The following is a 24,322-nucleotide window of genomic DNA, read 5'->3' as shown; positions in this document are numbered from 1 at the left end:
GGACAAATCAATGCGGTTCGCAGCCAGTGTAAAGCAGGGAAAACAGAGCCATAAAAACGTCGGACGAATGAAAAGCCTCTTTTCGCCTCTTTACGCTCGCCACGCCGCGCAACCGCAGGCAAAAAAAAGCCGGCTCGTACAGAGCCGGCTTTTCGCAGCGGGTCAGTTACTTACCAAACATATCTTTAATCCAGCCCGCTACGCCATCGGCGTCTTTCTGCTCGTTTTGCGGCTGCGGCTGGTTCAGCTGCCCATCCTGCTGCTGCATTTGCTGCTGCTGGAGCTGCTGTTGCTGCTGACAGAGCGCGTTGGCATCAATCGTCCAGACCGGCAGCGTCCGCCAGCTGCTGCTGCCCGTGTCGCAGACGAAATTGCCAGCCGAATCGACGTTCATCGGCGCGATATCTTCCGGCGGCGTCGGCAGCAGCGGCATCGGCGCCTGATTGTCCAGATAGCGACGATAGATCTGCATCGCGCCGCTGGCGCCGTAGAGTTTGGTGGTCTGGTTATTGTCGCGGCCAATCCAGGTGATCGCCACTTCTTTACCATCCACGCCCGCGAACCAGCTGTCGATCTGGTTGTTGGTCGTCCCTGTTTTGGCCGCCAGGTGCGCTTTCGGATAGCGCGAACCTAACGCACGCGCCGTGCCTTCGTTCGCTACCTGCTGCATCGCGTAGAGCGTCAGGTAAGCGGCCTGGGCCGGAATAGTCCGTTCCGCCTGCGGGAAACTCTGGTACAGCACGGTGCCGTCTTCGGCGATAACTGAACGCAGCGCGGAGAGCTGAGCGCGGTTACCGCCGCTGGCGATGGTCTGAAACGCCTGCGCGACTTCAACCGGCGTCAGGTTCAGGGCGCCCAGCAGCATCGCCGGAACAGGCTGCAGCTGATCTTTCTGCACGCCCAGTTTGGTCCAGGTATCCACCACCTGCGGTAGCCCCAGCGTCATGCCGAGGTTCACCGTCGGCACGTTCATTGAGTGCGCCAGCGCGTCCACCAGCATCACCTGGCCGCTGAAGCGACGATCGTCGTTCTGCGGCTTCCAGATCTGACCGTTCGGCTGCTTCAGCGCGATCGGGTTGTCGGCAATCCAGGTATTAAGACGATAAGTGTCCGGCTGGCTCAGCGCGGTCAGATAGGTCGCCGGCTTGGCCAGAGAACCGATCGAGCGGCGAGCCTGCAGGGCGCGGTTATAGCCCGCAAACTGCGGATCGGCGCCGCCGACCATCGCGCGCACTTCACCACTAAAGCGATCGACGATCACCATCGCAGTTTCCAGATCGTTCAGCTTGCGCTGTTTACGCAGCGCCGGAATGCCCTCTTCCACCGCTTTTTCCGCCGCGTCCTGCGAAACCGAGTCCAGCGTGGTAAAGATTTTCACGCCGGAAAGATCCTTCACCTTATCGCCCAGCTTCGCCTGCAGCTCGTTGCGCACCATCTGCATAAACGCAGGCTGAGGCGTGATCACGCCGCCTTTCGGCTGCACGCCGAGTGGCCGGGCGCTGAGCATGTCATACAGCTCCTGATCGATGACCTTCTGCTGCTGCAGCAGACGCAGCACCAGGTTACGCCGCTCCAGCGCCAGCTTCGGATTGCGCCACGGGTTATAGAGCGAGGCGCCTTTCACCATGCCGACCAGCAGCGCCTGCTGATCCAGGCTCAGCTCATCCACCGGACGGCCAAAGTAGTAAAGGCTGGCCAGCGGGAAGCCGCGGATCTGATCGTTGCCCGCCTGACCCAGGTAAACCTCGTTCAGGTAAAGCTCCAGGATGCGATCTTTGCTGTAGCGCGCATCCATAATCAGCGCCATATAGGCTTCGTTGGCTTTACGCCACAGCGAGCGCTTGTTGGTCAGGAACAGGTTTTTCACCAGCTGCTGCGTCAGCGTACTGCCGCCCTGCACCGCTCTTCCCGCCGTGATGTTCGCCAGGAAAGCGCGGCCAATAGAGTAAAAGCTGATGCCGTCATGCTGATAGAAATGGCGATCCTCGGTAGCGACCAGCGTATCCACCAGCAGATCGGGAAAGCCCGAACGCGGCACAAACAGACGCTGTTCGCCGTTAGGCGACTGCAGCATGGTGATCAGGCGCGGATCGAGACGGAAGAAGCCGAAATCGCGGCCGCTGTCGAGGTTTTTAATCTCGGTCAGCGAGTCGTTGTCAAAGCTCAGCCGCGCGCGGATTTGCCCTTCCTTGCTGTCCGGGAAATCAAACGGACGGCGGATCATCTCGATGCTGTTGCCCTGCACGGTAAACTCGCCAGGACGCGTCATGCGCGTAACCTCGCGGTACTGCGTGCCTTCCAGCAGCGCGATCATCTCTTTTTTGTTGTAGGCCATACCCGGCTCAAGGTTGACCATGCGGCCATAAACCGTGGCGGGCAGCTGCCAGACTTTGCCGTCGATACGGCTGCGGATCTGCGAATCGAGGTAAACCCCGTAGACCGCCATCAGCACAATAAATACCAGCAGCAGCTTAATCATTAAGCTCAGCCAGCCTCTTTTCTTACGCGGCGGGCGCCCTTTTCCTTTACGTGGCACGGGTTGCATCTCCTCGTTATCCTGATCGTCATCCTGAAAAGCAACTTCCCTGCGGCGACCTCGTCCCGTGGTATTACGCGGGGGTTTGGGCTGTTTACCTTTACGCCCGATAGGTTCGCGATCGTCTGACATTCGTTTCTTTTCTCCGGAGCCGTAGTCGGCAAAGCCGACTACTTTGTTCTTACATCTGTTGCTGTGGAACGGGAACCTTCCGAAACGCGGCTCAGGAAGGCGAAGAATACTTTTTGGTGCGCCGCGTAGGCAGCGCCGCGGCCGGATCGTCCGGCCAGAGATGTTTGGGATAGCGTCCTTTCATCTCTTTTTGCACTTCACGATAAGCGCCCTGCCAGAACGCCGCCAGATCGCGGGTGATCTGCAGCGGCCTCTGCGCTGGCGACAGCAGCTCCAGCACCAGCGGAATGCGCCCTTCGGCCACGCAGGGATTCTGCGCCTCGCCGAACATCTCCTGCAGCCGCACCGCCAGCGCCGGCGGTTTTTCTTCATCGTAGCGAATCGGCAGCCGGCTTCCGGTGGGCACAGTGTAATGAGTTGGCAGCACAGTATCCAGCAGCTGGCGTTGCGGCCATGTGAGCAATTGTAATAGGGCGTTGACGCAGTCGATCTGCTTCAGGCCTTTGGCATCGCGCACGCCGCCCATCATCGGCAGCAGCCACTTTTCCAGCGTGGCGAGCAAATCCGCTTCGCCAGCCGCTGGCCACGCCTGCTCCGGCAGCCAGCGCGCGGCGCAGACCAGCCGCACGCGCAGCTGTTCGGCCGCCGTGCTCCAGTTCAGCACCGACAGCCCTTTGCTGCGGATCCAGCGCAGCATCGCCGGATGCAGTAGTTCTTCGTCCGGCTTGCTCAACGGCTGCGATTTTAGCACCAGTTCGCCAATCTGCTCGCGGCGCCATGCGGAAAGCGTGCCGCGCTCGTCGTGCCATTCCACTTCGACCCGCTGCTCCAGCAGCTGCGGCCGCTCTCTGACCAGCGCGTCGATATCCAGCGGCAGCGCCTGCAATATTCTGGCGTCCGGCTGCGCGCTACCCTGCAGCAGCGCAGGCGCCAGCAGCCATTCATAACGGGTCAACGCCTCTTCCCGATCAAGCATCGCGCCCATGCCGTTGGCCAACTGATAACGTCCTTCCATGCCGCGTCGCCGGGCGATGCGATCGGGAAAAGCGCCTGCCAGCAAAGAAGCCGCCAAATCCGCCGCAATCGTGCCGCCGGTTATCCGCAGCCGCTGCTGCAGCTGTCTGGCTCGCTGCTGCCAGTTGGGCTGGCGACGATGCAGCGCGTCCCGCAGATCGACATTGCCGCGTGGCGGCTCTTCCAGAATCGCCACCAGCATCGCCGCTGTAGCAACGCTATCGGCATCGTCGCCCGCGTCGATCAGCATAGCGGCGAAACGCGGGTCGCTGCCGAGCGCGGCCATGCGTCGCCCTTTGGCCGTTAGCTGTCCCGACGCGGTGGTTGCGCCAAGCTGTAACAGCAGCCGCTGCGCCTGCGCCAGATTGGCGGCTGGCGGCCTGTCCAGCCAGCTAAGCTGCGCCACGTCGTGACAGCCCCATTGCAGCAGATCCAGCCACAGCGAGCTTAAATCGCTTTGCAGGATCTCCGCGTCGCTATGGGAAGCCGCGCGTTCCGCCTGCTCTTTCGGGAGCAAATGCAGACAGATACCTGGCTCAAGACGACCGGCTCGTCCGGCGCGCTGGGTCATGGAAGCCTGGCTGACGCGTTGCGTTTGCAGCCGGGTCAGGCCGGTGCGCGTATCGAACAGCGCCGTACGCTCCAGCGCGCTGTCCACCACCAGCCGAATCCCCTCAATGGTCAGGCTGGTTTCCGCTATATTGGTCGCCAGCACCACTTTGCGACGCCCGACTGGCGCAGGAAGAATAGCTTTACGCTGCTCCGCCAGCGGCAGCGCGCCATATAAAGGAGAGAGATCGACATCGTTGCCGACCAGCGCCGTCAGCTGAGTCTGTACCCGCTGGATTTCGCCAACGCCGGGCAGAAAAAGCAGCAGCGATCCCTGCTCTTCCCGCAGCAGTTCGCTGACCTGGCGAGCCACCGCTTCTTCAAACCGGTAGCTGGCAGATAAGGAAGCGTAGCGACGTTCTACCGGGAAAGAGCGCCCTTCGGAGCAGATCGACGGCGCGCCCGGCAGCAGCGCCTGCAGCCGCTGGTTATCAAGCGTAGCCGACATCAGCAGGATTTTCAGATCGTCACGCAATCCCTGCTGTACATCCAGCAGCAGCGCCAGCGCCAGATCGGCCTGCAGGCTGCGCTCGTGGAATTCATCCAGGATCACCAGCGAGACGCCTTCCAGCATCGGGTCCTGCTGCAGCATTCGGGTCAGAATGCCTTCCGTTACCACTTCCAGCCGCGTCGACGGGCCGCTGCGGCTTTCCGAACGCATCCGATAGCCGACGGTCTGGCCCGGCTCTTCGCCCAGTAGCTCCGCCAGCCGCTGCGCCACGTTGCGCGCCGCCAGCCTGCGCGGCTCCAGCAGCAGAATGCGTCCGCTAAAATCCGCCTGCTGCAACAGCTGCAGCGGCAGCCACGTCGATTTTCCCGCGCCGGTCGGCGCCGCCAGCAGCACCTGCGGCGCATCGCGCAGGGCCGCCAGCAGCTCAGGTAACACGGCGCTGACTGGTAATAAACTCACTTCTCTGCTCCTGGCCTTAATTTGCCGGGCATTGTAGCATTCCTGCTGCTGGAATACCGGAGAGCACCATGAGCGAGCAAAAAAGACTCTTTTTCGGCGTCGCGCTGCCGGAAGAGCAGGGCCAGAGCATTATCAAATGGCGCGCCGCGACCTTTGCGGAAGAGAGCGGACGCCCAATAGCGGCGGCGAACCTGCATCTGACGCTGGCTTTTCTGGGCGACGTCAGCCAGGAGAAAAGCCGTGCGCTGTGCCAGCTTGCTGCGCGGATTAAACAGCCGCCGTTTACGCTCAGGCTGGATGACGCCGGTCACTGGCCGCGCTCGGGCGTGGTCTGGCTGGGCCCGAAGCAGGCGCCGCGCGGGCTGCTGCAGCTGGCCGAACTGCTGCGCTCGCAGGCCGCGCGCAGCGGTTGCGCACAAAGTCCGCTACCCTTTCATCCGCATGTAACATTACTCCGTAATGCTCATCAGCCGGTCACGCTGCCGCCGCGCAATTTTAGCTGGCAGTTTCGCGTAGAGCGCTTTGCGCTTTTCGAGTCGCTGTTCAGTAAAGGCCGCACGCGCTACCGGGAACTGGCGGGCTGGGACCTGCAACAGGAAATTTTATGAATTTTGATCCGCCGCTGCGCCAGGCGACGCTGATAAAACGCTATAAACGCTTTCTGGCCGATGTGGTCACGCCGGATGGCGTGGCGCTGACGCTGCACTGCGCCAACACGGGCGCGATGACCGGCTGCGCTACGCCAGGCGACACCGTGTGGTACTCCACGTCGGCAAGCCCGACCAGAAAGTATCCGCACAGCTGGGAACTGACGCAAACGCAGCAGGGCTACTGGATCTGCGTCAATACGCTGCGTGCCAACACGCTGGCGAAAGAAGCGTTGCTGGCCGGACGAATTCCGGAATTATCCGGTTATACGGATCTGCGCGGCGAGGTGAAATATGGCGCCGAAAAAAGCCGAATTGATTTCCTGTTGAAGGCGGAAGATCGCGTCAACTGCTATATTGAAGTCAAATCCGTGACGCTCTTACAACAGGGTAAGGGCTACTTCCCGGATGCGGTCACCGAACGGGGCCAGAAGCATCTGCGCGAACTGGCGAAGATAGCGGAAAATGGTGAACGAGCGGTGCTTTTATTTGCCGTTCTGCATTCGGGGATTGAGGACGTTACCCCGGCGCGTCATATTGACGCACGCTACGCAGAACTCATGGCTCAGGCGCGCGCAAGCGGGGTTGAGGTGCTTGCCTTTAAAGCAAGCTTCTCGCCTGAAGGTCTGGCATTAGAGAAGGAATTGATTGTGAATCGGTGATCCGGACGCAATTAGCTGTTATATGAAGGGTCTTATGTTGCGTCAGATACGCTTTTCCTCACAGCCTTGTCAAGGGATGTTCAGGAATAATTGCCAACCTTGATCGCTTCTGCTATTTATAGCGACCTGTTTTTATCCCCTTTGGGGATCGATAGTGCGTGTTATCCAGGAGAAACAACATGCAAGAAGGGCAAAACCGTAAAACCTCGTCCCTGAGTATTCTCGCCATCGCTGGTGTGGAACCTTATCAGGAGAAGCCGGGCGAAGAGTACATGAATGAAGCCCAGCTGGCGCATTTCAAGAAGATCCTTGAAGCCTGGCGTAACCAGCTTCGTGACGAAGTTGATCGCACGGTCACACATATGCAGGATGAAGCAGCCAACTTCCCCGATCCGGTTGACCGGGCGGCGCAGGAAGAGGAGTTCAGCCTTGAACTGCGTAACCGTGACCGCGAGCGCAAACTGATCAAAAAGATCGAGAAGACGCTGAAGAAAGTAGAAGATGACGATTTCGGCTACTGCGATTCCTGCGGCGTTGAAATCGGTATTCGTCGCCTTGAAGCGCGTCCTACCGCCGATCTTTGCATCGACTGTAAAACGCTGGCGGAAATCCGCGAAAAACAAATGGCCGGTTAATGGCTAATGGATTGCGCAGTGAGGCATCCGCTTCACTGCCTGTCTCTTCCTCGGTGTCTTATATCGGGCGCTTCGCCCCGTCTCCTTCCGGTGAACTTCACTTCGGCTCGCTGATTGCCGCGCTTGGCAGTTATCTGCAGGCTCGCGCGCAGCAGGGCAAATGGCTGGTGCGCATAGAAGATATCGATCCGCCTCGTGAAGTGCCCGGCGCGGCGCAGCGTATTCTTCAGCAGCTGGAGCAGTATGGCCTGCACTGGGACGGCGAGGTGCTCTGGCAGTCGCAGCGTCACGAAGCCTATCGCGAGGCGCTGGCCTGGCTGAATCAGCAGGGTTACAGCTATTACTGCACCTGCACGCGCAGCCGCATTCGGGAAATCGGCGGCCTTTACGACGGCTACTGCCGGTTGCTTGGTCGCGACCCGACCCATGCGGCGTTACGTCTGCGAGTCGATCGGCCCGTTGAGCATTTTTCTGATATTTTGCGCGGCGAGGTTATCGCCGATGCCGGACTGGCGCGGGAAGATTTTATTATTCATCGCCGTGATGGCCTGTTCGCCTACAACCTGGCGGTGGTGGTGGACGACCATTTTCAGGGCGTGACGGAAGTGGTCAGAGGCGCCGATCTGATTGAGCCTACCGTGCGACAGATTGCCCTTTATCAGCGCTTCGGCTGGCCGGCGCCGCGCTATCTGCATCTGCCGCTGGCGGTGAATGCCGACGGCAACAAGCTTTCCAAACAGAACCATGCGCCGCCGCTACCGGAAGGCGATCCGCGTCCCGTGCTGGTTCAGGCGCTGCGTTTTTTAGGCCAGCCGGTCGACGACGAATGGCGGGATGAAACGCTGCCCGCTTTACTGGCAAAAGCCGTCGCCGCCTGGGATTTGGCGCGCGTGCCGCGTCAGAACATACTGTTGCAAAATAGTTAATCTGAGGTGAACAGGCGCGGCGGCTCTGGCGTGAAAAAGGCCCGGATCTGAGATGAGCATTCTCAAACGCGCCGCACTGAGCTATGATTAGCCGCTGTTTTTTATCGCCCAGCTTTAACGTCACTATCGAGGTGTCCCATTTTTACCCGAGTTGCTAATTTTTGCCGAAAAGTTTTGAGCCGTGAAGGCGAGGCGCCCGTCGAGGTGGTGGAAGCGCCTCAGATGACCGTGATCCCGCGCGATCGTCATGCTATCTCGCGTAAAGACATCAGTGAAAATGCCCTCAAGGTACTGTACCGACTGAATAAAGCCGGCTATGAGGCTTACCTTGTCGGTGGCGGCGTCCGCGATTTGCTGCTGGGCAAAAAACCCAAGGATTTCGACGTGACCACCAACGCCACGCCGGAGCAGATGCGCAAACTGTTCCGCAATTGCCGTCTGGTCGGTCGCCGTTTCCGTCTGGCGCACGTGATGTTCGGCCCGGAAATCATCGAGGTCGCGACCTTTCGCGGCCACCATGAAGCGGAACAGCCGCAGTCCGATCGCAACAGCTCGCAGCGCGGCCAGAACGGTATGCTGCTGCGCGACAATATCTTCGGCTCTATTGAAGATGACGCCCAGCGCCGCGATTTAACCATCAACAGCCTCTATTACAGCGTGGCGGACTTTACCGTGCGCGACTATGTTGGCGGCCTGAACGATCTGCAACAGGGCATTATCCGCCTGATTGGCGATCCGGAAACGCGCTACCGCGAAGATCCGGTGCGTATGCTGCGCGTGATCCGCTTTGCCGCCAAACTGGATATGAGCATCGCCGCGGAAACGGCCGAGCCTATTCCACGCCTGGCGACGCTGCTGCACGATATTCCGCCAGCTCGCCTGTTTGAAGAAACCTTAAAGCTGCTGCAGGCCGGCTACGGCTACGCCACCTATCTGCAGCTGCGCGAATACCAGCTTTTCCAGCCGCTGTTCCCGCTGATTACCCGTTACTTTACGGACAAAGGCGACAGCAATATGGAACGGATGATCGTCCAGGTGCTGAAAAACACCGATAACCGCATTCATAACGATATGCGCGTGAATCCGGCGTTCCTGTTCTCCGCCATCTTCTGGTATCCGCAGCTGGAAGCGGCGCAGAAAATCGCGCAGGAGAGCGGCCTGGCCTATTACGACGCCTTCGCGCTGGCGATGAACGACGTGCTGGACGAGGCGTGCCGTTCGCTAGCGATCCCGAAACGCATCACCACGCTGGTGCGCGATATCTGGCAGCTACAGCTGCGCCTTTCCCGTCGTCACGGCAAGCGCGCCTGGAAACTGATGGAGCATCCTAAGTTCCGCGCCGCTTACGATCTGCTGGCGCTGCGCGCCGAAGTCGAGAACAACCAGGAACTGCTGCGCCTTTCAGCCTGGTGGAGCGAGTTCCAGGTCGCCGCGCCGCCGCAGCAGAAAACCATGCTCAACACGCTGGGCGACGATCCTGTGCCGCGCCGCCGTACCCGCCGTCCACGCAAACGCGTGCCTGGCCCACGTCGCGACGGCAGCAGCAGCAACGTATGAAGGCATACCTTGCCTTAGGCAGCAATCTGGCCAACCCTTTGCATCAGGTGCAGTCCGCGCTTGATGCGTTGGCCACGCTGCCGCAAACCACCCTGCTCGCCACCTCTCCGTTCTACCGCACGCCGCCTTACGGGCCGCCGGATCAGCCTGACTACCTTAACGCCGCCGTGCTGCTGGAAACCGATCTGGCGCCGGAAGCGCTACTCGACCAGACCCAGCGCATCGAGCTGGAGCAGGGTCGCGTGCGTAAGGATGAGCGTTGGGGGCCGCGCACGCTGGATCTGGACATTATGCTGTTTGGCGATCTGACGCTGAACACGCCGCGCCTGACCGTTCCGCACTACGATATGCACAACCGTGCTTTTATGCTGGTGCCGCTGTTGGCTATCGCGCCGACGCTGACGATGCCAGACGGCACGCCGCTGAAAAACCTTGTCGCCGCGCTGGATACCCGCGCCATCAAGTGCTGGTAGCCAGGCTACCGCCCTTCCATTAAGATACGCCCACCAGAAGACTTTCTCAGAGGTTGTGATGAAACCGACAACGGTCTCCACCCTTCGCCAGTGGAAAAAGAGCGGGCGCAAGTTCGCCTCCATTACCGCTTATGACTTCAGCTTCGCCCGTCTGTTTGCCGATGAAGGCATTCAGGTGATGCTGGTCGGCGATTCGCTTGGCATGGTCGTTCAGGGGCACGACTCCACGCTGCCGGTTACGCTGGCGGATATCGCCTATCATACTCGCCTGGTGCGCCGTGGCGCGCCTGCCGCGCTACTGATGGCCGATCTGCCTTTTATGACTTTCGCCACGCCGGAACAGGCCTGCGCCAGCTCGGCGGAGCTGATGCGCGCCGGCGCCAATATGGTCAAAATTGAAGGCGGCGCCTGGCTGTGCGACACCGTACGCCAGCTTACCGAGCGCGCCGTGCCGGTCTGCGGCCATCTGGGCCTGACGCCGCAGTCGGTGAATATCTTTGGCGGCTATAAGGTTCAGGGCCGCGAGAGCGAGGCGGCGGAGACGCTGCTGGCCGACGCGCTGGCGCTGGAAGCGGCTGGCGCGCAGATGGTGGTGCTGGAGTGCGTGCCGGTCGAGCTGGCGCGGCGCGTGACCGAAGCGCTGACCATTCCGGTAATCGGCATCGGCGCGGGCAATGTCACCGACGGTCAGATCCTGGTGATGCATGACGCCTTCGGCATTACCGGCGGACATATTCCTAAATTCGCCAAAAATTTCCTGCTGGAGGCTGGCGATATGCGCGCTGCCGTTCGCCAGTATGTAGCGGAAGTCGAAGCGGGAACCTATCCTGCTGAAGAACACAGTTTTTACTGAGACGGGAGCGGCAAGTGCTGATTATTGAAACAATACCCATGCTGCGGCGTGAGATCCGCCGCTGGCGGCAGGAAGGCAAACGTATCGCGCTGGTGCCGACAATGGGCAATCTGCATGATGGCCATATGACGCTGGTGGATGAAGCCCGCGAGCGCGCCGACATTGTGGTGACCACCATTTTCGTCAACCCAATGCAGTTCGAGCGCGCTGACGATCTGGAGCGCTATCCGCGCACGCTGCAGGAAGATTGTGAAAAGCTGAACCGCCGCAAGGTGGATCTGGTTTTTGCGCCCGCGCCCGCCGATGTCTATCCCAAAGGGCTGGGCGAGCAAACCTTCGTCGAAGTACCGGGACTCTCTTCGCTGCTGGAAGGCGCCAGCCGTCCCGGCCATTTTCGCGGCGTGTCGACCATCGTCAGCAAGCTGTTTAACCTGGTGCAGCCCGATCTGGCCTGCTTCGGCGAGAAAGATTTTCAGCAGCTGGCGCTGATCCGCAAAATGGTGGCGGATATGGGCTACGACATTGAAATCGTCGGCGTGCCGACGGTACGCGCCAAAGATGGCCTGGCGCTCAGCTCGCGCAACGGCTATCTCTCCGCCGACGAAAGAAAAATCGCGCCGGCGCTGAGCCGCGTGATGAACAGCGTCGCGGAAAGATTGTCTGACGGAGAGCGTCACGTAGAGGAGATTATCGCCGACGCGGAAGCCGCGCTGGCGATCCACGGGCTGCGTGCCGACGGGCTGGCTATCGTTGATGCCGAAACGCTGCTGCCGCTGACCACAGAGAGCAAAACCGCGGTTATTCTTATGGCCGCCTGGCTGGGCAAAGCGCGCCTGATCGATAATAAGCAGGTCGATTTGACCGCCTGACGCCTTTTTATTTTCACCAGAGGTTAATGATGAACCGTACCATGCTGCAGGGCAAACTCCACCGGGTCAAAGTAACGCAGGCGGATCTCAACTACGAAGGCTCCTGCGCCATCGACCAGGATTTTCTGGACGCTGCCGGCATTCTGCAATATGAAGCTATCGATATCTATAACGTCACCAACGGCCAGCGTTTCTCCACCTACGCTATCGCCGCCGAACGCGGATCAAAAATTATCTCCGTTAACGGCGCGGCCGCCCGCTGCGCCTGCGAAGGCGATATCCTGATTATTTGCTCTTACGTAACGATGCCGGACGCCGAAGCCCGCGAGTGGCAGCCAAAAGTCGCCTATTTTGAAGGCGATAACGTCATGAAGCGCCTGGCGAAGGCCGTACCCGTTCAGGTCGCTTAATCCTCTCCAGTACCGATAGCGCCCTTTACGGCGCGTCGCCAGCGCTCTGCTGCCGACGCGCCGCCTTTCTGAAAAAATGAACCACGCCACACAATTGCCTTCGCGCGCTGTTACGCCGCGGCGAATTACTCTATTTTGTTAATTCTTCGTTATCAATAGCGGTCAATCTGTGATGAATAAGAGTGGAAACAACGCGCCAGAAAAGCTGGTTGCCATTATCAGCCAGGATTTTGCTCATCCGCTGTATGGCAGAATGCTGAATGAAATCACCCGCCAGCTGGCCCAACGCGGCCACGTTCCCCTGCTACTGAACCACAGCGATTCGCTGGCGCAGCTGGCCGATCGGTTACAGGTTAGCGGCGCGATTTTTCTGGGTGATATGCCCGCTGACGCGCTGCCAGCCACTGTGCCGGCCGTGCATCTGTGCAGCACCCATGCGGAAGCGATTAGCGTTGACGACTATACCGCTGGCGTGGAGACAGGTCGGCTGCTGCTTAGCCAGCATTACCAACGTTTCGGCTACCTGAGCGCCAGCGATTTACGCTCACAGCGGCTGGCCGGCTATGCTGCCGCACTGGCGGCGGAAAATATCAGGCTGGAGGTGCTGCTGACCGCAGGCGAGAGCGATCGCGAACTGGCGTGGCAGGCAACGATGACCTATCTGAAGCAGGCCCGCTCGTCGGAGCGCATCAACGCGCTGTTTTGCGAGAACGATCTGCTGGCCTTTGGCGCAATGCAGGCGATCCGCGATTTCGGTCAGGGCGCGCATATCGGCGTAGTGGGATTCGGCGATATGGATGAGGCGCGCGCCACAACCTGGCATCTTACCAGCTGGTCGCAGCCCTGCGGCCTGCAGGTTGAAGAGGCGCTCAATCGCCTGCTGGAAGAGCGCACCGATATCAACGGCGCGTGGCGCCAGGGCGAACTGCGCTGCAGGCATTCCCATCTGGGCAAAACGAAACCGGGTGAAATGTCGCAGTGCGGCTGCGCGAACCGTCACTAAAAAGTCTTACGGCTGCCGCCATACGCAAAAAACCCGGCGCGAGGCCGGGTTTAGCGGAACGGACAACAATCAGGTGCGCAATCCTCTTCCGCGCTGGATCAGCGTCCAGACCAGAATGTAGAACACCACGATAAAGGCCAGCAGCACGCCTAAGGTAAACACCAGCGGCACGTCGGAAATGCCTAAAAAGCCAAAGCGGAAGCCGCTGATCATATAGACAATAGGGTTCAGCTTCGACACCATCTGCCAGAACGGCGGCAGCAGCGTCAGCGAGTAGAACACGCCGCCCAGGTAGGTCAGCGGCGTCAGCACAAAGGTCGGGATCAGGCTGATATCGTCAAAGGTTTTAGCGAACACCGCGTTCAGCAGGCCCGCCAGCGAGAAGAGGATCGCCGTCAGCAGCAGCGTGACCGCCACCATCAGCCAGGAGTGCACGTGGAAAGGCACAAAGAAGAGTGAAACCGCCGTCACCAGAATCCCTACGCAGACGCCGCGCGCCACGCCGCCCCCCACATAGCCCGCAATAATAACGTGCGTAGGGACAGGCGCGACCAGCAGCTCTTCAATATTGCGCTGGAACTTGGAGCTAAAAAAGGATGAAGCCACGTTGGCGTAGGCGTTGGTGATCACCGCCATCATAATCAGGCCCGGCACGATAAACTGCATATAGCTGAAACCGTGCATATCGCCGATGCGCGAGCCGATCAGGTTGCCGAAAATAATGAAATAGAGCGTCATGGTGATCACCGGCGGCACCAGCGTCTGGATCCAGATGCGGGCAAAGCGGTTGATCTCTTTTCCCCAAATGCTTTTCAGGGCGACCCAGTAAAGATGTGTCATGCTTTTTCTCCTTTGCGCCCGTTGACCAGGTCGACAAACAGCTCCTCAAGACGGTTGGCCTTGTTGCGCATACTTAATACCTTCACGCCCTGTTGGCTGAGCTGGCTGAACACGCTGTTCAGTCCCTGCTCGCGCATGACTTCCACCTCCAGCGTCGAGGTATCCACCAGCCGGTACTGGAACCCTTCCAGCGCCGGCAGCGGGCTTTTCGCCGCCAGGTCAAAAATAAAGGTTTCCGATTTCAGCTTGGCCAGCAGCCCTTTCATGGTGGTGTTTTCCACCAGGCGACCGTGCTGAATAATGCCGATATTGCGGCAGAGCATCTCCGCCTCTTCCAGATAGTGCGTGGTCAGGATGATAGTGGTGCCTTTAGCGTTAAGATCCTGCAGGAAGCTCCACATGGAGCGACGCAGTTCGATATCAACGCCCGCGGTTGGCTCATCCAGAATCAGCAGCTTCGGCTCATGCATCAGCGCGCGAGCGATCATCAGGCGACGCTTCATGCCGCCGGAAAGCATCCGCGCGCGCTCGTTGCGCTTGTCCCACAGATCCAGCTGCTTTAAATATTTTTCCGCCCGGCTCAGCGCCTCTTTTTTCTCGACGCCATACAGGCCCGCCTGGCTGACCACGATCTGCTGCACGGTTTCAAACTGGTTAAAGTTGAACTCCTGCGGCACCAGGCCGAGCTGGCGCTTGGCGTTGACCACATCCTGCTGCAGGTCATAGCCAAACACCCGCACCTTGCCGGCGGTTTTGTTTACCAGCGAACTGATAATGCCGATGGTGGTGGATTTGCCCGCGCCGTTAGGGCCGAGCAGCGCATAGAAATCGCCCGCTTCCACGTTAAGGTCGATTCCTTTCAACGCCTGAACGCCACCTGTATAGGTTTTGGTCAGTTTTTCGAGTTCCAGTGCATAAGTCATAAGTAAAAGATTGCCCTGTTTTGTATGGTTTTCTTGTTTAGCGTTTTAAATCACAGTTTGATGGCCTATATTACTGCCACGCATATCAAGTTATGGCGCTATAAAAATGAAAGATATTGATACTCTCATCAGTAACAATCGCGAGTGGTCTCGCCTGCTGAAAGAAGAAAACCCGGCTTTTTTTGAACGCCTGTCGCTGGCGCAGAAGCCGCGTTTTCTCTGGATTGGCTGTTCCGACAGCCGTGTACCAGCCGAACGTCTGACCGGCCTGGAGCCGGGCGAACTGTTCGTTCATCGCAACGTGGCTAACCTGGTTATCCACACTGACCTGAACTGCCTTTCCGTTGTGCAGTACGCTGTGGAAGTGCTGCAGGTGGAACACATCATTATCTGCGGCCACTACGGCTGCGGCGGCGTGCAGGCCGCGGTTGAAAACCCGGAACTGGGCCTGATCAACAACTGGCTGCTGCATATCCGCGACCTGTGGTACAAGCATAGTTCGTCATTGAAACAGCTGCCGACGCCGGAAGAGCGTTTTAACAAACTTTGCGAAATCAACGTGATCGAGCAGGTTTATAACCTGGGCCACTCGACCATCATGCAGTCGGCATGGAAGCGCGGTCAGAATGTTAAAATTCACGGCTGGGTTTACGGTATTCAGGATGGCCATCTGCACGATTTGGAAGTTGGCGCTTCCAGCATGGATGTGCTTGAACAGCGTCATCACGCCGGTATCGCTAACGCCCTGAAAGGCCTGCAAAACCAAAGCTGATTGCCGGGCGGCATTTTATAACAGGCCGGAAAATCCGGCCTTAGTCGATTGTGCGGTAAGCTACTCTTCCAGCATCACCACATGGCCAACGTAGGGCAGATGGCGATAGCGCTGGGCGTAATCAATACCGTAACCCACCACGAACTTATCGGGAATGGTAAAGCCCACGTATTCGACCGGTACCTCTACCTCGCGGCGTTCAGGCTTGTCCAGCAGCGTACAAATCGCCAGCGACTTCGGCTCGCGCAGGCGCAGGATTTCGCGCACTTTGCTCAGCGTGTTGCCGGAATCGATAATATCCTCCACGATCAGCACATCCTTGCCGCGGATATCTTCGTCCAGATCCTTCAGAATTTTCACATCGCGCGTGGTGGACATGCCGCTGCCGTAGCTGGAAGCCGTCATAAAATCGACCTCGTGCGACACCTCGATCTTACGGCAGAGATCCGCCATAAACATAAAGGAGCCGCGCAGCAGGCCGACCAGCACCATTTCGCTGCCGCTGTCGCGATAGTCTTCCGTGATCTGCCGGCCCAGCTCAGCGATGCGTTTGGCAATCTCCTGCTCGGAGATCATGACTTCTACAGTGTGTTTCATAGGTTGTGTCGATATCGTCGGTGGCTTAGAGAGAAGCCGCGAAGTTTATCACACTTTTCACTGGCTTTTGCCCCAGGCGTTATTGATGGCCATACAGACATACAGCCTTCCAAACTCCTTTTTCACCAGATCTCATCGCGCTTTCGGTTTTAACCTTAAATGGCCAGCCGCGCGAAAATTTCTATGCCAGCTAATCACGGTCGACTTGTATTATGCTGCCGTCATTGCCCAGGCTGTATCGACCTTCATAGGTAATAAACAACTCCCTTTCATTATTAAAACGTCTTACTGTAAAAAGAGGCTTCTTATCAATGCAGCTAATTTTCGTCTGCATATCGTCGAAACAAAGCCTGTCATATTTTCCTTCTTTTTTATAGCCATCGCCAAAGTCCCAAAAAGTAATATTGAATCCGCCATAGGCTGCCGGTTTTGGGATGCCATACCGAATTTGCAGTTTATCCCGATTCGCCAGCCACCAGTATATTTTCCCTTTATCTGTGACAGGAAAATATTTTACTAAAACAGAGGTATAGTTTCCATCTTTATGCACAGCGATAACCTCTACTGAACGTATCGAAAACCAGATTAAATAGCTAATCGATAAACAAAAAAGTAACACCAGCGCACTAAGCTTTTTTTTAGTTTTTACGTTCATGACGTTTTCCGTTAATTTCCACTGTGGTTTCCATATTTGTTATAAAGGGTTTAAACCCGAAATTATTGTAGCGCTGTAGTACAAACCAGATACGAAAAAAATGGAAAGGTTTAAACTGGCCCCAAAAAAACACTACGAATGTGATTAATAGTAACAGGGAAAAACATACTCTACTTGCTGCTTAAAATCAGCACGCTCTGGCCATACAGACATACAGCCTTCCAAAATCCTTTTCCACCAGATTTCATCGCGCTTTCGGTTTTAACCTTAGAATTTTAATTTATTTAATTGCCGTCCGATCGCCGTGCTAGCTTACCTCAAAATCATTCGTCAGCGCCTGCGCCGCAGGCAGGAGTTTATATGGCTACGCAACATGCAAAGAAAACGCATCTCGGCGACCGCGAGCTGCAGCCTGAAACGCAGATGCTCAACTACGGCTACGATCCGGCGCTGTCGGAAGGCGCAGTTAAGCCGCCGGTGTTTTTGACCTCCACCTTTATTTTTAACAGCGCCGAAGAAGGCCGCGACTTTTTTGATTACGTTTCCGGTCGTCGCGAACCGCCGGAAGGCGAAGGCAACGGTCTGGTCTATTCCCGCTTCAATCATCCCAACAGCGAAATTGTCGAGGATCGCCTGGCGATTTATGAGCGCAGCGAAAGCGCGGCGCTGTTCTCTTCCGGCATGTCGGCCATCTCTACCGCGCTGCTGGCTTTTGTCGAGCCAGGCGACGTTATCCTGCATTCACAGCCGCTTTATGGCGGCACAGAAACGCTGCTGACCAAAACCTTTCATCGGCTGGGCGTGGCTTCGGTGGGGTTCGCCGATGGCGTGGATGAAGCCTCCGTTCGCGCCGCAGCGGCTGAGGCGATAAGCAAAGGCCGCGTTTCGGTTATTCTGATTGAGTCGCCCGCCAACCCCACCAACAGCCTGGTGGATATCGCGCTGATTAAGCGAGTGGCGGAAGAGATCGAACGGCAGCAGCAGCATCGGCCCATTATCGCCTGCGACAATACGCTGCTGGGGCCGGTGTTTCAGCGCCCGATTGAACACGGCGCGGATCTCTCGCTCTATTCGCTGACCAAATATGTCGGCGGCCATTCTGATCTGATCGCGGGCGCAGCTATGGGCAGCAAGGCGCTGATCAAACAGATCAAAGCGCTGCGCAGCGCTATCGGCACCCAGCTCGATCCCCATTCCTGCTGGATGATTGGCCGCTCGCTGGAAACGCTGTCGCTGCGCATGGAGCGCGCCAACGACAACGCCGCAGCGGTCGCGGAATTCCTGCGTTTCCACGATAAAATCGAAAAGCTGCACTATCTGCCTTTTCTGGAAAGCGGTTCGCCTGCGGAACAGGTTTATCAAAGACAGTGCACCGGCGCCGGTTCCACTTTCTCTTTCGATGTGGTCGGCGGCCAGGCTGCGGCCTTTAAGCTGCTGAACGCTCTGCAGCTTTTCAAGCTGGCGGTCAGCCTCGGCGGCACCGAATCGCTCGCCAGCCATCCTGCCAGTACCACACACTCCGGCGTACCTGCGGACGTTCGCACGCGCATCGGCATTCATGAAGCTACCGTGCGCGTGTCGATAGGTATCGAAAACAAAGACGATCTGATTGAGGATTTGCGTCTGGCGCTGGCGCAGGTTTAACGCGCCGATCTGCCTTTAGCCGCCACAGGCTGCGCTTTTCCACGAATATGCCACAATGGAGAGACGACGCTTTTAGTAAAGGAATTCTGATGAATATTCGTTGCCGCGTTCTTTGCTTTGCCGCCGCGCTCTGGAGCGGTTCGCTGCTGGCTATCCCCTTACCCGCCAGGCCGTCGGAAACGCTGCCGCCGGACAACTATATCTCCCATGTGAACGACGACAACACCATCACCTGGCGGCTTTGGGCGCCTGCGGCAAAAGCGGTGGACGTGGTGACTGGCGCCACGCCCGATAGCTATGTCTCGCACGCCATGACCAAAGATGAAGGCGGGATCTGGTCGTTCACCAGCGAGGCGATGAAACCTGACTTATATGAATATTTCTTTAACGTCGACGGCTTCAGAAGCATCGATACCGGCAGCGGCCAGGTCAAGCCGCAGCGTCAGGCTAATACCAGCCTGATCCTGGTGCCCGGCAGCCTGTTGGACGTGCGTAGCGTGCCGCATGGCGAAATCCATACCCTGAGCTGGCACTCCTCCGTGTTAAACCGCGAGCGCCAGCTCTCTGTCTGGGTTCCGCCGGGCGCGGAAAAAAGCGACGAGCCTTTACCTGTGCTCTATTTCTATCATGGTTTTGGCGATAGCGCCCTTTCTGCGCTGGTTCAGGGCTGTATTCCGCAGATCATGGATAACCTGCTGGCGGAAAAGAAGATTGTGCCCATGCTGGTGGTGATGCCCGATACGGAAACCGATATCGCTGACGCCATACCGGAAAGCTTCGCGCCCGCCAGCCGCCGGGAAACCTTTTATCCGCGCAACGCCCTGGCCGCGGATAAAGAACTGATGCAGGAAATTATTCCGCTGATCGCAGAGCGCTATCACGTGCGTAAGGAAGCGGAAGGCCAGGCGCTGGCGGGCTTATCGCAAGGCGGCTATCAGGCGCTGATCGGCGGTATGCGCCATCTGAACCAGTTTGCGTGGCTGGGCGTTTTCAGCGGCGTGACCACGGAAAGCGTGCCCGACTTCCGCGTTGCCGCACAGCTTAAAAAACCAACGGCGATTAATCGCCAGCTCAGGCTATTTACCCTGGTAACGGGCGAAGAAGATAAGGTAACCGGGCGTGATATGACCGGCCTGAAGGCTCAGCTCGATCGCAGCGGCGTCGTGACGGACTGGCATAGCGTGCCCGGCGTAGGTCACGAAATGGCGCTCTGGCGTCCCGCTTACATTGAGTTTGTGCAAAAACTGTTTCGCCCTTAAGGCAGCTTCTTAGTTAGCGTCAGCTGATTCTCGCCGCTTTCCGACCGATAACTGACGTTATCCACACAGGCGAAAATCAGCGCTATGCCTCTGCCGCCTTCGCTCAGGTCGTCAGTATCGGGCAGCGTTGCCTGCTCCTCTTCTTCCGCTGGCGCAGAAGTAAACAGCGCCGCTGGAATAGCCAGACCGCGATCGATCAGCATTACGGTTATGGCGCGGGCGTCGTGGCTGAACAGGACGCGATAGCCCGCCGCTTTATCGTCCGGATAGCCGTGGCGAATGATATTGCTGGCGGCTTCGCAAAGCGCCAGATCGAGAAGATAAGTCCAGCTCTCGTCGACAGGGAAACCGTCAAGGTAGCGGCGCAGCAGCGTCCCAAGCGTGGTCAGGCTGTTCAGCGTGGCCGGAAGCTGCCACTCTTCGTCGGGCACCTGTAGCGTCATTGTCTATTCTCCTGCGCCCAGCGCGGCCAGCGCGTCGCGTCGCTCCGGATAGATAGTAAAGACGCGATCCATGCGGGTCAGCGTAAACATATTTTTAATATTGCCGTTCAGCGCGCAGAGCGCCAGCGTGCCTTTGCCGCTGGTCGCCTTCAGCAGGGAAATCAGCGCCCCCAGACAGCTGCTGTCGATAAAGTCGACGCGAGAAAAGTCCAGAATCAGCCGCGCTTCTCCCTGCTGGATTACCGACAGCACCTCTTCTTTAAAGCGCAGCGCGACAGAGGCGTCAAGCCGTCGCGTCACCGGCGTCAACAGCGTGACGCCCTGCTCTTTTTCCGTTTCAATTTTCATCGGTTTCCTCTCTTTCAAATGAGTAAGATGACTGCCGCTCAATCACCAGCAGCGAAATATCGTCCGCCGCAGGCGCATTCTCTGCCGGCGCCGTATCGCGCCAGAGATTAAGACTATGCTCTACCTGGCTCAGCAGCTCGCCCAACGGCGCAGCGGCAAGCGTTGCCAGCAGGGCTTCCAGCCGCTGGCTGCCGAACATCTCATGCTCGGGGTTCTCGCATTCGCTGATGCCGTCGCTGTAGAGACAGAGCCGCTCGCCGGGCGCCAGCTGAAAATGGCTCTCTTCCCAGCTAAGTTCGTCAAGCAGGCCGACCGGCGGGCCGCCGTCGCCGACCTGACGTATTTCTCCTGCGCGACCGACAATAAAAGGCGTGGGATGACCGGCCTGGCAAAGCCTGCCCTCGCCGCTCTGCAAATCGATCACGCCATAAATCATGGTGAAATAGCTAAGGATGTCCTGACTTTGAGCGCAAAAACGCTCGTTGAGAATTTTGACCACCTGAGCGGGCGGCGTCACGCTGTCGCCGCTGAACAGAAAGCGATCCACCGTGCGGCCATGCAAAAACTGCCTGGCGACGGCGACCGACATCATCGCCGCGGTAACGCCGTGTCCGGCGACATCCACGCAGTAAAAGCCAACCGCCTGATGATCGAGCGGAAACAGGTTAAAGATATCGCCCGATACCCACGCTGAAGGAATAAATAACCAGTCGGCATAATAGGGGCCGTGCTGAAGATCGTGCGGCGGCAAAATGCTGAGCTGCAGGCTGGCGGCCGCCTGTAAATCCTGCTCGATCTGCCTGAGCGCCTGGCTTAAATGTCGATTGCGCGCCGCCAGCGTGCTTTCCAGCTGCAGGACGCGCTCGCCGGCATGAAGCCGCGCCTGCAGTTCAATTTGGTTAACGGGCTTACGCAAAAAATCATCCGCGCCGGCGGCAAAGCCCGCCTGCAGATCTTCGACGCTCTCACGTGCGGTTAAAACAATCAGATAAACGTAGCGATCCTGCACCTGCTGACGAACCTGCCGACAGAGCGTCAGGCCATCCATTACCGGCATTTCCCAGTCGCTGATCAGCAGATTAATCGGGTGAGCCGACAGCACCGCCAGCGCCTGCTCGCCGTTTTCGGCTTCAAAAACCTCATAGCCCCATTTTTTCAGCAGTCCGGCCAGCAGCTTCCGATAGGTGGTGGCATCGTCGACGACCAGAACAGGTTGAGACTGCAGCGTCAGCATAATAGCGGCCTTAAAAGGGCAGAAACCAGATGAGTGAAAGCGTGCCTTCGCGGAATTTGGCGTTACCGCCGCTGCGGCCAGGGAAGCGGGTTCCGCTGTAGTTGCTGTACTGCAAGGATAGCGAACCGGGCGTGTAGCCGGCATAGCCGAAGCTATAGCTGTAGTCGCCGTTCCACGGCTGCTGCTGGTCAGATTTGGGGAACCAGAAAGCGGTCGCGCGCACAAAAAAGTGTTGCTTAAAGGTGTAGCCGCAGCCGCCCAGCCCGACCTGTTTATTGGCTTTGATATCGTTGTCGGCCAGCGAATAGTAACGAGGAATCCAGCTGTAGCCGACCTGGCAGGTCAGCGCGTCGCCTTTGTTAATCAGCAGATGCTTTTCCAGCGATTTGGGTAACGAAAATTTATAGGCAAAAGTAAAAGCGCCCTGCTCAAAATAGGTGTGGCGCGCATTGCCGGAGGTGAAGAGATGATTATCGCCATAGTTGCTGTAGACCAGGCTAAAGGTATTGGGATGCCAGTCGTCATAGCCAAAGCTGTAGCGGAAATCGGTGGTGTATTTGTCGAAATCGGTAATCGGCGCGCGCAGCGTCACGTTGCCGAACCAGTAGCTGTATGGCGAGTACTGCATACTGAGATTCAGCAGCTGATTGATTTTCTTTTTTTGCTGCGCGGAAGACGAGCCGTTCGGGATCGTCAGCCACTGCTCTTTCAGCCCGCTGGAAAAGCTCAGCGCGCCGGAGAACTTATCTTTGTTGCCGGAAAACAGGCGGCCCCAGCGGTTAGTGAACACGCCAGCCTGCACAGGTTCGCCGTTCGCTGAAACCGTTTCGTTGTCGGTTGTTGCCGCCTGCGCGTAAGGCAGAGCCGTCGCACAGAGAAATAGTCCCAGCAGCCTCCGGTTGCGCGCTGTCCGCCCGCGATAAAACATGCAGTTTCCCTCGTTTAATTAGGAATAAAGCGGCCGCCGATTTCTTTTTTCGCCATCCACCACAGCAGGCCCAGCGCGCCGAGATGGACAAAGGTGTTGCGTAGCCAGGCGTGATGCCAGAGATCGAAATGCACAAACTGGCTGACCGCCAGCACGATAAATACATGCAGAATAAAGGTGTAGAGCGAGTGCTGGCCCAGCGGGATCAAAAACCAGCCGAACAGGCGCTCAAGCGGCTGCCAGTAGAAAGTCAGCACCAGATAGACCAACAGTATCAGGCAGAAATCATTTAACACCCGAAACGGCCCCAGCGCGTTTTTGCCGGCCAGATGGTGATAAAACCAGTTAAAATCCGCAGGCGGTATCACGTGCATCAGCAGCGCCGGCGGCATAAAAGGATTGGTATGATTTTGCGCGATAAACATCATCACCAGCGCACAGGCAATCATCACGCCGATAACAATGCGGCCGATAGGCGTCCGCGCCAGCGACGTCAGCTCCTCTTTATACCAGCCGCAACACATGCCGCAGACGAAAATCAGCTGCCAGGCGAGCAGGGGAAAAGCGAACTCGAACTCGGCCACCGTCAGCCGCGTCGGCCAGAGCTGATAGCTGACATAACCCGCCAGCGAAATGAGCAGCAGCCAGATAACTCGTCCACTCTGCAGCAGTCCGAGAAAAAGCGGGCTTGCCAGCAGCAGGCAGATATAAAGCCCCAGGATCTGCGTCTGATGGGGCCCGATTTGCAGATAAAGAATAATGTTAAACCAGGTTTCTTTGATCTGCGGCGTGGTGGGAAACAGCGCCCAGACGGTACCGGAAAAGCGATCGACGAAGTGAGTGACCTCGAAGGTGTTGATAAAGCTCAGTTTGGTCAACGCCAGCATCAGCAGAATAATAATCAGGTTGACCAGATAGATTTTTCCGGCACGCCGCCAGAGCGTCCAGCTAATCGTCAGCAACACCTCTTTTTGCAGCCGCTGCCGGTTTAACATGCCCAGCATAAAGCCGGATAAAATGACGAATCCTTCCGCGCCGGTCGTTAAGCCAAAGCGCTCCCAGGTGAAAATATTCACCAGCGACAGCACTTCGGTATGGGCCACCACCATCATCACCAGCGCGATGCCGCGCAGCATATCAATACGCAGATCGCGTTTTCCCGGTATGGCGTAACGCCAGGCGCGCCGGTCGATAGCCGTGGTCTGCAGAACGGAAGCTGAATCCACCATCATTCATTACCATTGTTAATAACAAGCGAAGCGGAATGATAAGCAGCGCGCTTTATCACAACGTAAAGAAAAGTGTAGCCGCGTTACGCTTTAAGTCACGACGAGGTCGATAAAATAAAAATATTTCCATAAACATCGCGATAACAGTGAGTTGAATAGTAAAAGACGCCCATTTCATTTACATATCTTGCAATAGCCTTTGCACAAACTATGA

General features: G+C 57.7%; 24 protein-coding genes and 1 pseudogene. 13 read left to right on the top strand and 12 right to left on the bottom strand.

Translation table 11 applies throughout. The annotated features are described in order from the left end of the window. Positions 1–166: 166 nt before the first annotated feature. Both mrcB and hrpB read right to left on the bottom strand, forming a co-directional pair. Positions 167–2,668 (bottom strand): bifunctional glycosyl transferase/transpeptidase, encoded by a 2,502-nt coding sequence (mrcB, locus tag MKZ79_RS14385; protein ID WP_336143092.1) that lies wholly within the window; start codon positions 2,666–2,668, stop codon positions 167–169. A 91-nt stretch (positions 2,669–2,759) separates the two neighbouring features. Further along, positions 2,760–5,201 carry an ATP-dependent helicase HrpB gene (hrpB, locus tag MKZ79_RS14380; protein WP_336143090.1) on the bottom strand — a complete coding sequence of 814 codons (2,442 nt, stop codon included), beginning with the start codon at positions 5,199–5,201 and terminating at the stop codon, positions 2,760–2,762. Between the two features lie 68 nt (positions 5,202–5,269). On the opposite strand from hrpB, the gene thpR reads away from it, so the two are divergent. The 10 genes from thpR to MKZ79_RS14330 all read left to right on the top strand — a co-directional run bounded on the left by thpR (position 5,270) and on the right by MKZ79_RS14330 (position 13,236). Further along, the gene (gene thpR, locus MKZ79_RS14375) at positions 5,270–5,809 is read left to right on the top strand and encodes an RNA 2',3'-cyclic phosphodiesterase (protein WP_336143088.1); all 540 of its coding nucleotides are present in this window, start codon (positions 5,270–5,272) and stop codon (positions 5,807–5,809) included. After that, positions 5,806–6,510, top strand: a complete 705-nt coding sequence (sfsA, locus tag MKZ79_RS14370; RefSeq protein ID WP_336143086.1) for a DNA/RNA nuclease SfsA — start codon at positions 5,806–5,808, stop codon at positions 6,508–6,510. The genes thpR and sfsA overlap by 4 nt, the downstream gene beginning before the upstream one ends. Before the next feature lie 179 nt (positions 6,511–6,689). After that, on the top strand, positions 6,690–7,145 hold the full coding sequence (gene dksA, locus MKZ79_RS14365; protein WP_246758256.1) for an RNA polymerase-binding protein DksA: 456 nt from the start codon (positions 6,690–6,692) through the stop codon (positions 7,143–7,145). Beyond that, entirely contained in the window at positions 7,145–8,071 is a 927-nt protein-coding gene (gene gluQRS, locus MKZ79_RS14360; RefSeq protein ID WP_336143083.1) for a tRNA glutamyl-Q(34) synthetase GluQRS, read from the top strand. Before dksA ends, gluQRS begins: the two co-directional genes overlap by 1 nt. A gap of 138 nt (positions 8,072–8,209) precedes the next feature. Beyond that, the gene (gene pcnB / locus MKZ79_RS14355) at positions 8,210–9,628 is read left to right on the top strand and encodes a polynucleotide adenylyltransferase PcnB (RefSeq protein ID WP_336143377.1); all 1,419 of its coding nucleotides are present in this window, start codon (positions 8,210–8,212) and stop codon (positions 9,626–9,628) included. Continuing rightward, entirely contained in the window at positions 9,625–10,101 is a 477-nt protein-coding gene (gene folK, locus MKZ79_RS14350; protein ID WP_336143081.1) for a 2-amino-4-hydroxy-6-hydroxymethyldihydropteridine diphosphokinase, read from the top strand. Before pcnB ends, folK begins: the two co-directional genes overlap by 4 nt. A gap of 58 nt (positions 10,102–10,159) precedes the next feature. Continuing rightward, complete coding sequence (gene panB, locus MKZ79_RS14345; protein WP_336143079.1) at positions 10,160–10,954, top strand: 3-methyl-2-oxobutanoate hydroxymethyltransferase; 795 nt, start codon at positions 10,160–10,162, stop codon at positions 10,952–10,954. Between the two features lie 14 nt (positions 10,955–10,968). Next, positions 10,969–11,823, top strand: a complete 855-nt coding sequence (gene panC / locus MKZ79_RS14340) for a pantoate--beta-alanine ligase (RefSeq protein ID WP_336143077.1) — start codon at positions 10,969–10,971, stop codon at positions 11,821–11,823. 29 nt (positions 11,824–11,852) lie between these two features. Further along, on the top strand, positions 11,853–12,233 hold the full coding sequence (gene panD / locus MKZ79_RS14335; protein ID WP_336143375.1) for an aspartate 1-decarboxylase: 381 nt from the start codon (positions 11,853–11,855) through the stop codon (positions 12,231–12,233). Between the two features lie 172 nt (positions 12,234–12,405). Beyond that, positions 12,406–13,236 carry a substrate-binding domain-containing protein gene (locus MKZ79_RS14330; protein ID WP_336143075.1) on the top strand — a complete coding sequence of 277 codons (831 nt, stop codon included), beginning with the start codon at positions 12,406–12,408 and terminating at the stop codon, positions 13,234–13,236. A 69-nt stretch (positions 13,237–13,305) separates the two neighbouring features. Here MKZ79_RS14330 and MKZ79_RS14325 read toward each other — a convergent pair whose 3' ends face one another. Next, on the bottom strand, positions 13,306–14,076 hold the full coding sequence (locus MKZ79_RS14325) for an ABC transporter permease (protein WP_336143071.1): 771 nt from the start codon (positions 14,074–14,076) through the stop codon (positions 13,306–13,308). Then, positions 14,073–14,999: an ABC transporter ATP-binding protein gene (locus MKZ79_RS14320; RefSeq protein WP_336143069.1), complete on the bottom strand. Its 927-nt coding sequence runs from the start codon at positions 14,997–14,999 to the stop codon at positions 14,073–14,075. The genes MKZ79_RS14325 and MKZ79_RS14320 overlap by 4 nt, the downstream gene beginning before the upstream one ends. 106 nt (positions 15,000–15,105) lie before the next feature. Here MKZ79_RS14320 and can point away from each other — a divergent pair, with 106 nt between their 5' ends. Then, a complete protein-coding gene (gene can, locus MKZ79_RS14315; protein WP_336143067.1) occupies positions 15,106–15,771 on the top strand; it encodes a carbonate dehydratase in 666 nt (221 codons plus the stop codon). Positions 15,772–15,831: 60 nt separating this feature from the next. Here the strand turns inward: can and hpt are convergent, their stop codons facing one another. From hpt to MKZ79_RS14300, 3 genes and pseudogenes are all read right to left on the bottom strand, one after another. Next, complete coding sequence (gene hpt, locus MKZ79_RS14310) at positions 15,832–16,368, bottom strand: hypoxanthine phosphoribosyltransferase (protein ID WP_336143065.1); 537 nt, start codon at positions 16,366–16,368, stop codon at positions 15,832–15,834. Between the two features lie 190 nt (positions 16,369–16,558). Beyond that, positions 16,559–17,023 carry a DUF943 family protein gene (locus MKZ79_RS14305; RefSeq protein WP_336143062.1) on the bottom strand — a complete coding sequence of 155 codons (465 nt, stop codon included), beginning with the start codon at positions 17,021–17,023 and terminating at the stop codon, positions 16,559–16,561. Then, positions 17,007–17,141, bottom strand: a pseudogene (locus tag MKZ79_RS14300) (DUF3289 family protein); the annotation flags it as partial. The pseudogene MKZ79_RS14300 and the gene MKZ79_RS14305, both read right to left, overlap by 17 nt. Positions 17,142–17,383: 242 nt before the next feature. On the opposite strand from MKZ79_RS14300, the gene MKZ79_RS14295 reads away from it, so the two are divergent. Together MKZ79_RS14295 and MKZ79_RS14290 are read left to right on the top strand one after the other, a co-directional pair. Beyond that, positions 17,384–18,667 (top strand): cystathionine gamma-synthase family protein, encoded by a 1,284-nt coding sequence (locus tag MKZ79_RS14295; RefSeq protein WP_336143060.1) that lies wholly within the window; start codon positions 17,384–17,386, stop codon positions 18,665–18,667. 95 nt (positions 18,668–18,762) lie between these two features. Beyond that, positions 18,763–19,926 carry an esterase gene (locus MKZ79_RS14290; RefSeq protein ID WP_442897160.1) on the top strand — a complete coding sequence of 388 codons (1,164 nt, stop codon included), beginning with the start codon at positions 18,763–18,765 and terminating at the stop codon, positions 19,924–19,926. Here the strand turns inward: MKZ79_RS14290 and MKZ79_RS14285 are convergent. From MKZ79_RS14285 to opgC, 5 genes are read right to left on the bottom strand one after another with little or no spacing between them, the layout of a single operon-like run. Continuing rightward, entirely contained in the window at positions 19,923–20,369 is a 447-nt protein-coding gene (locus MKZ79_RS14285) for an ATP-binding protein (protein ID WP_336143055.1), read from the bottom strand. The two genes, MKZ79_RS14290 and MKZ79_RS14285, sit on opposite strands and share 4 nt — an antisense overlap. A gap of 3 nt (positions 20,370–20,372) precedes the next feature. Continuing rightward, positions 20,373–20,717 (bottom strand): STAS domain-containing protein, encoded by a 345-nt coding sequence (locus MKZ79_RS14280; RefSeq protein ID WP_336143054.1) that lies wholly within the window; start codon positions 20,715–20,717, stop codon positions 20,373–20,375. Next, on the bottom strand, positions 20,707–21,942 hold the full coding sequence (locus MKZ79_RS14275; protein ID WP_336143374.1) for a PP2C family protein-serine/threonine phosphatase: 1,236 nt from the start codon (positions 21,940–21,942) through the stop codon (positions 20,707–20,709). Before MKZ79_RS14275 ends, MKZ79_RS14280 begins: the two co-directional genes overlap by 11 nt. A 19-nt stretch (positions 21,943–21,961) precedes the next feature. Further along, on the bottom strand, positions 21,962–22,879 hold the full coding sequence (locus tag MKZ79_RS14270; protein ID WP_336143053.1) for a hypothetical protein: 918 nt from the start codon (positions 22,877–22,879) through the stop codon (positions 21,962–21,964). A 14-nt stretch (positions 22,880–22,893) separates the two neighbouring features. Continuing rightward, the gene (gene opgC / locus MKZ79_RS14265; RefSeq protein WP_336143373.1) at positions 22,894–24,108 is read right to left on the bottom strand and encodes an OpgC domain-containing protein; all 1,215 of its coding nucleotides are present in this window, start codon (positions 24,106–24,108) and stop codon (positions 22,894–22,896) included. Positions 24,109–24,322: the final 214 nt, after the last annotated feature.

Source organism: Erwinia sp. CGal63 (genome assembly GCF_037026505.1).
Lineage (GTDB): Bacteria > Pseudomonadota > Gammaproteobacteria > Enterobacterales > Enterobacteriaceae > Erwinia.
This window is presented reverse-complemented; position numbering and strand designations above follow the sequence as displayed.

What these genes read in the sequence shown, in the direction of transcription:
- folK (WP_336143081.1), top strand. Translation starts at nt 9,625, where the DNA reads ATGAAGGCATACCTTGCCTTAGGCAGCAATCTGGCCAACCCTTTGCAT.
- thpR (WP_336143088.1), top strand. Translation starts at nt 5,270, where the DNA reads ATGAGCGAGCAAAAAAGACTCTTTTTCGGCGTCGCGCTGCCGGAAGAG.
- MKZ79_RS14295 (WP_336143060.1), top strand. Translation starts at nt 17,384, where the DNA reads ATGGCTACGCAACATGCAAAGAAAACGCATCTCGGCGACCGCGAGCTG.
- MKZ79_RS14330 (WP_336143075.1), top strand. Translation starts at nt 12,406, where the DNA reads ATGAATAAGAGTGGAAACAACGCGCCAGAAAAGCTGGTTGCCATTATC.
- sfsA (WP_336143086.1), top strand. Translation starts at nt 5,806, where the DNA reads ATGAATTTTGATCCGCCGCTGCGCCAGGCGACGCTGATAAAACGCTAT.
- MKZ79_RS14305 (WP_336143062.1), bottom strand. Translation starts at nt 17,023, where the DNA reads ATGAACGTAAAAACTAAAAAAAAGCTTAGTGCGCTGGTGTTACTTTTT.
- can (WP_336143067.1), top strand. Translation starts at nt 15,106, where the DNA reads ATGAAAGATATTGATACTCTCATCAGTAACAATCGCGAGTGGTCTCGC.
- mrcB (WP_336143092.1), bottom strand. Translation starts at nt 2,668, where the DNA reads ATGTCAGACGATCGCGAACCTATCGGGCGTAAAGGTAAACAGCCCAAA.
- MKZ79_RS14325 (WP_336143071.1), bottom strand. Translation starts at nt 14,076, where the DNA reads ATGACACATCTTTACTGGGTCGCCCTGAAAAGCATTTGGGGAAAAGAG.
- hpt (WP_336143065.1), bottom strand. Translation starts at nt 16,368, where the DNA reads ATGAAACACACTGTAGAAGTCATGATCTCCGAGCAGGAGATTGCCAAA.
- panB (WP_336143079.1), top strand. Translation starts at nt 10,160, where the DNA reads ATGAAACCGACAACGGTCTCCACCCTTCGCCAGTGGAAAAAGAGCGGG.
- MKZ79_RS14270 (WP_336143053.1), bottom strand. Translation starts at nt 22,879, where the DNA reads ATGTTTTATCGCGGGCGGACAGCGCGCAACCGGAGGCTGCTGGGACTA.
- MKZ79_RS14320 (WP_336143069.1), bottom strand. Translation starts at nt 14,999, where the DNA reads ATGACTTATGCACTGGAACTCGAAAAACTGACCAAAACCTATACAGGT.
- gluQRS (WP_336143083.1), top strand. Translation starts at nt 7,145, where the DNA reads ATGGCTAATGGATTGCGCAGTGAGGCATCCGCTTCACTGCCTGTCTCT.
- MKZ79_RS14285 (WP_336143055.1), bottom strand. Translation starts at nt 20,369, where the DNA reads ATGACGCTACAGGTGCCCGACGAAGAGTGGCAGCTTCCGGCCACGCTG.
- opgC (WP_336143373.1), bottom strand. Translation starts at nt 24,108, where the DNA reads ATGGTGGATTCAGCTTCCGTTCTGCAGACCACGGCTATCGACCGGCGC.
- MKZ79_RS14280 (WP_336143054.1), bottom strand. Translation starts at nt 20,717, where the DNA reads ATGAAAATTGAAACGGAAAAAGAGCAGGGCGTCACGCTGTTGACGCCG.
- dksA (WP_246758256.1), top strand. Translation starts at nt 6,690, where the DNA reads ATGCAAGAAGGGCAAAACCGTAAAACCTCGTCCCTGAGTATTCTCGCC.
- panD (WP_336143375.1), top strand. Translation starts at nt 11,853, where the DNA reads ATGAACCGTACCATGCTGCAGGGCAAACTCCACCGGGTCAAAGTAACG.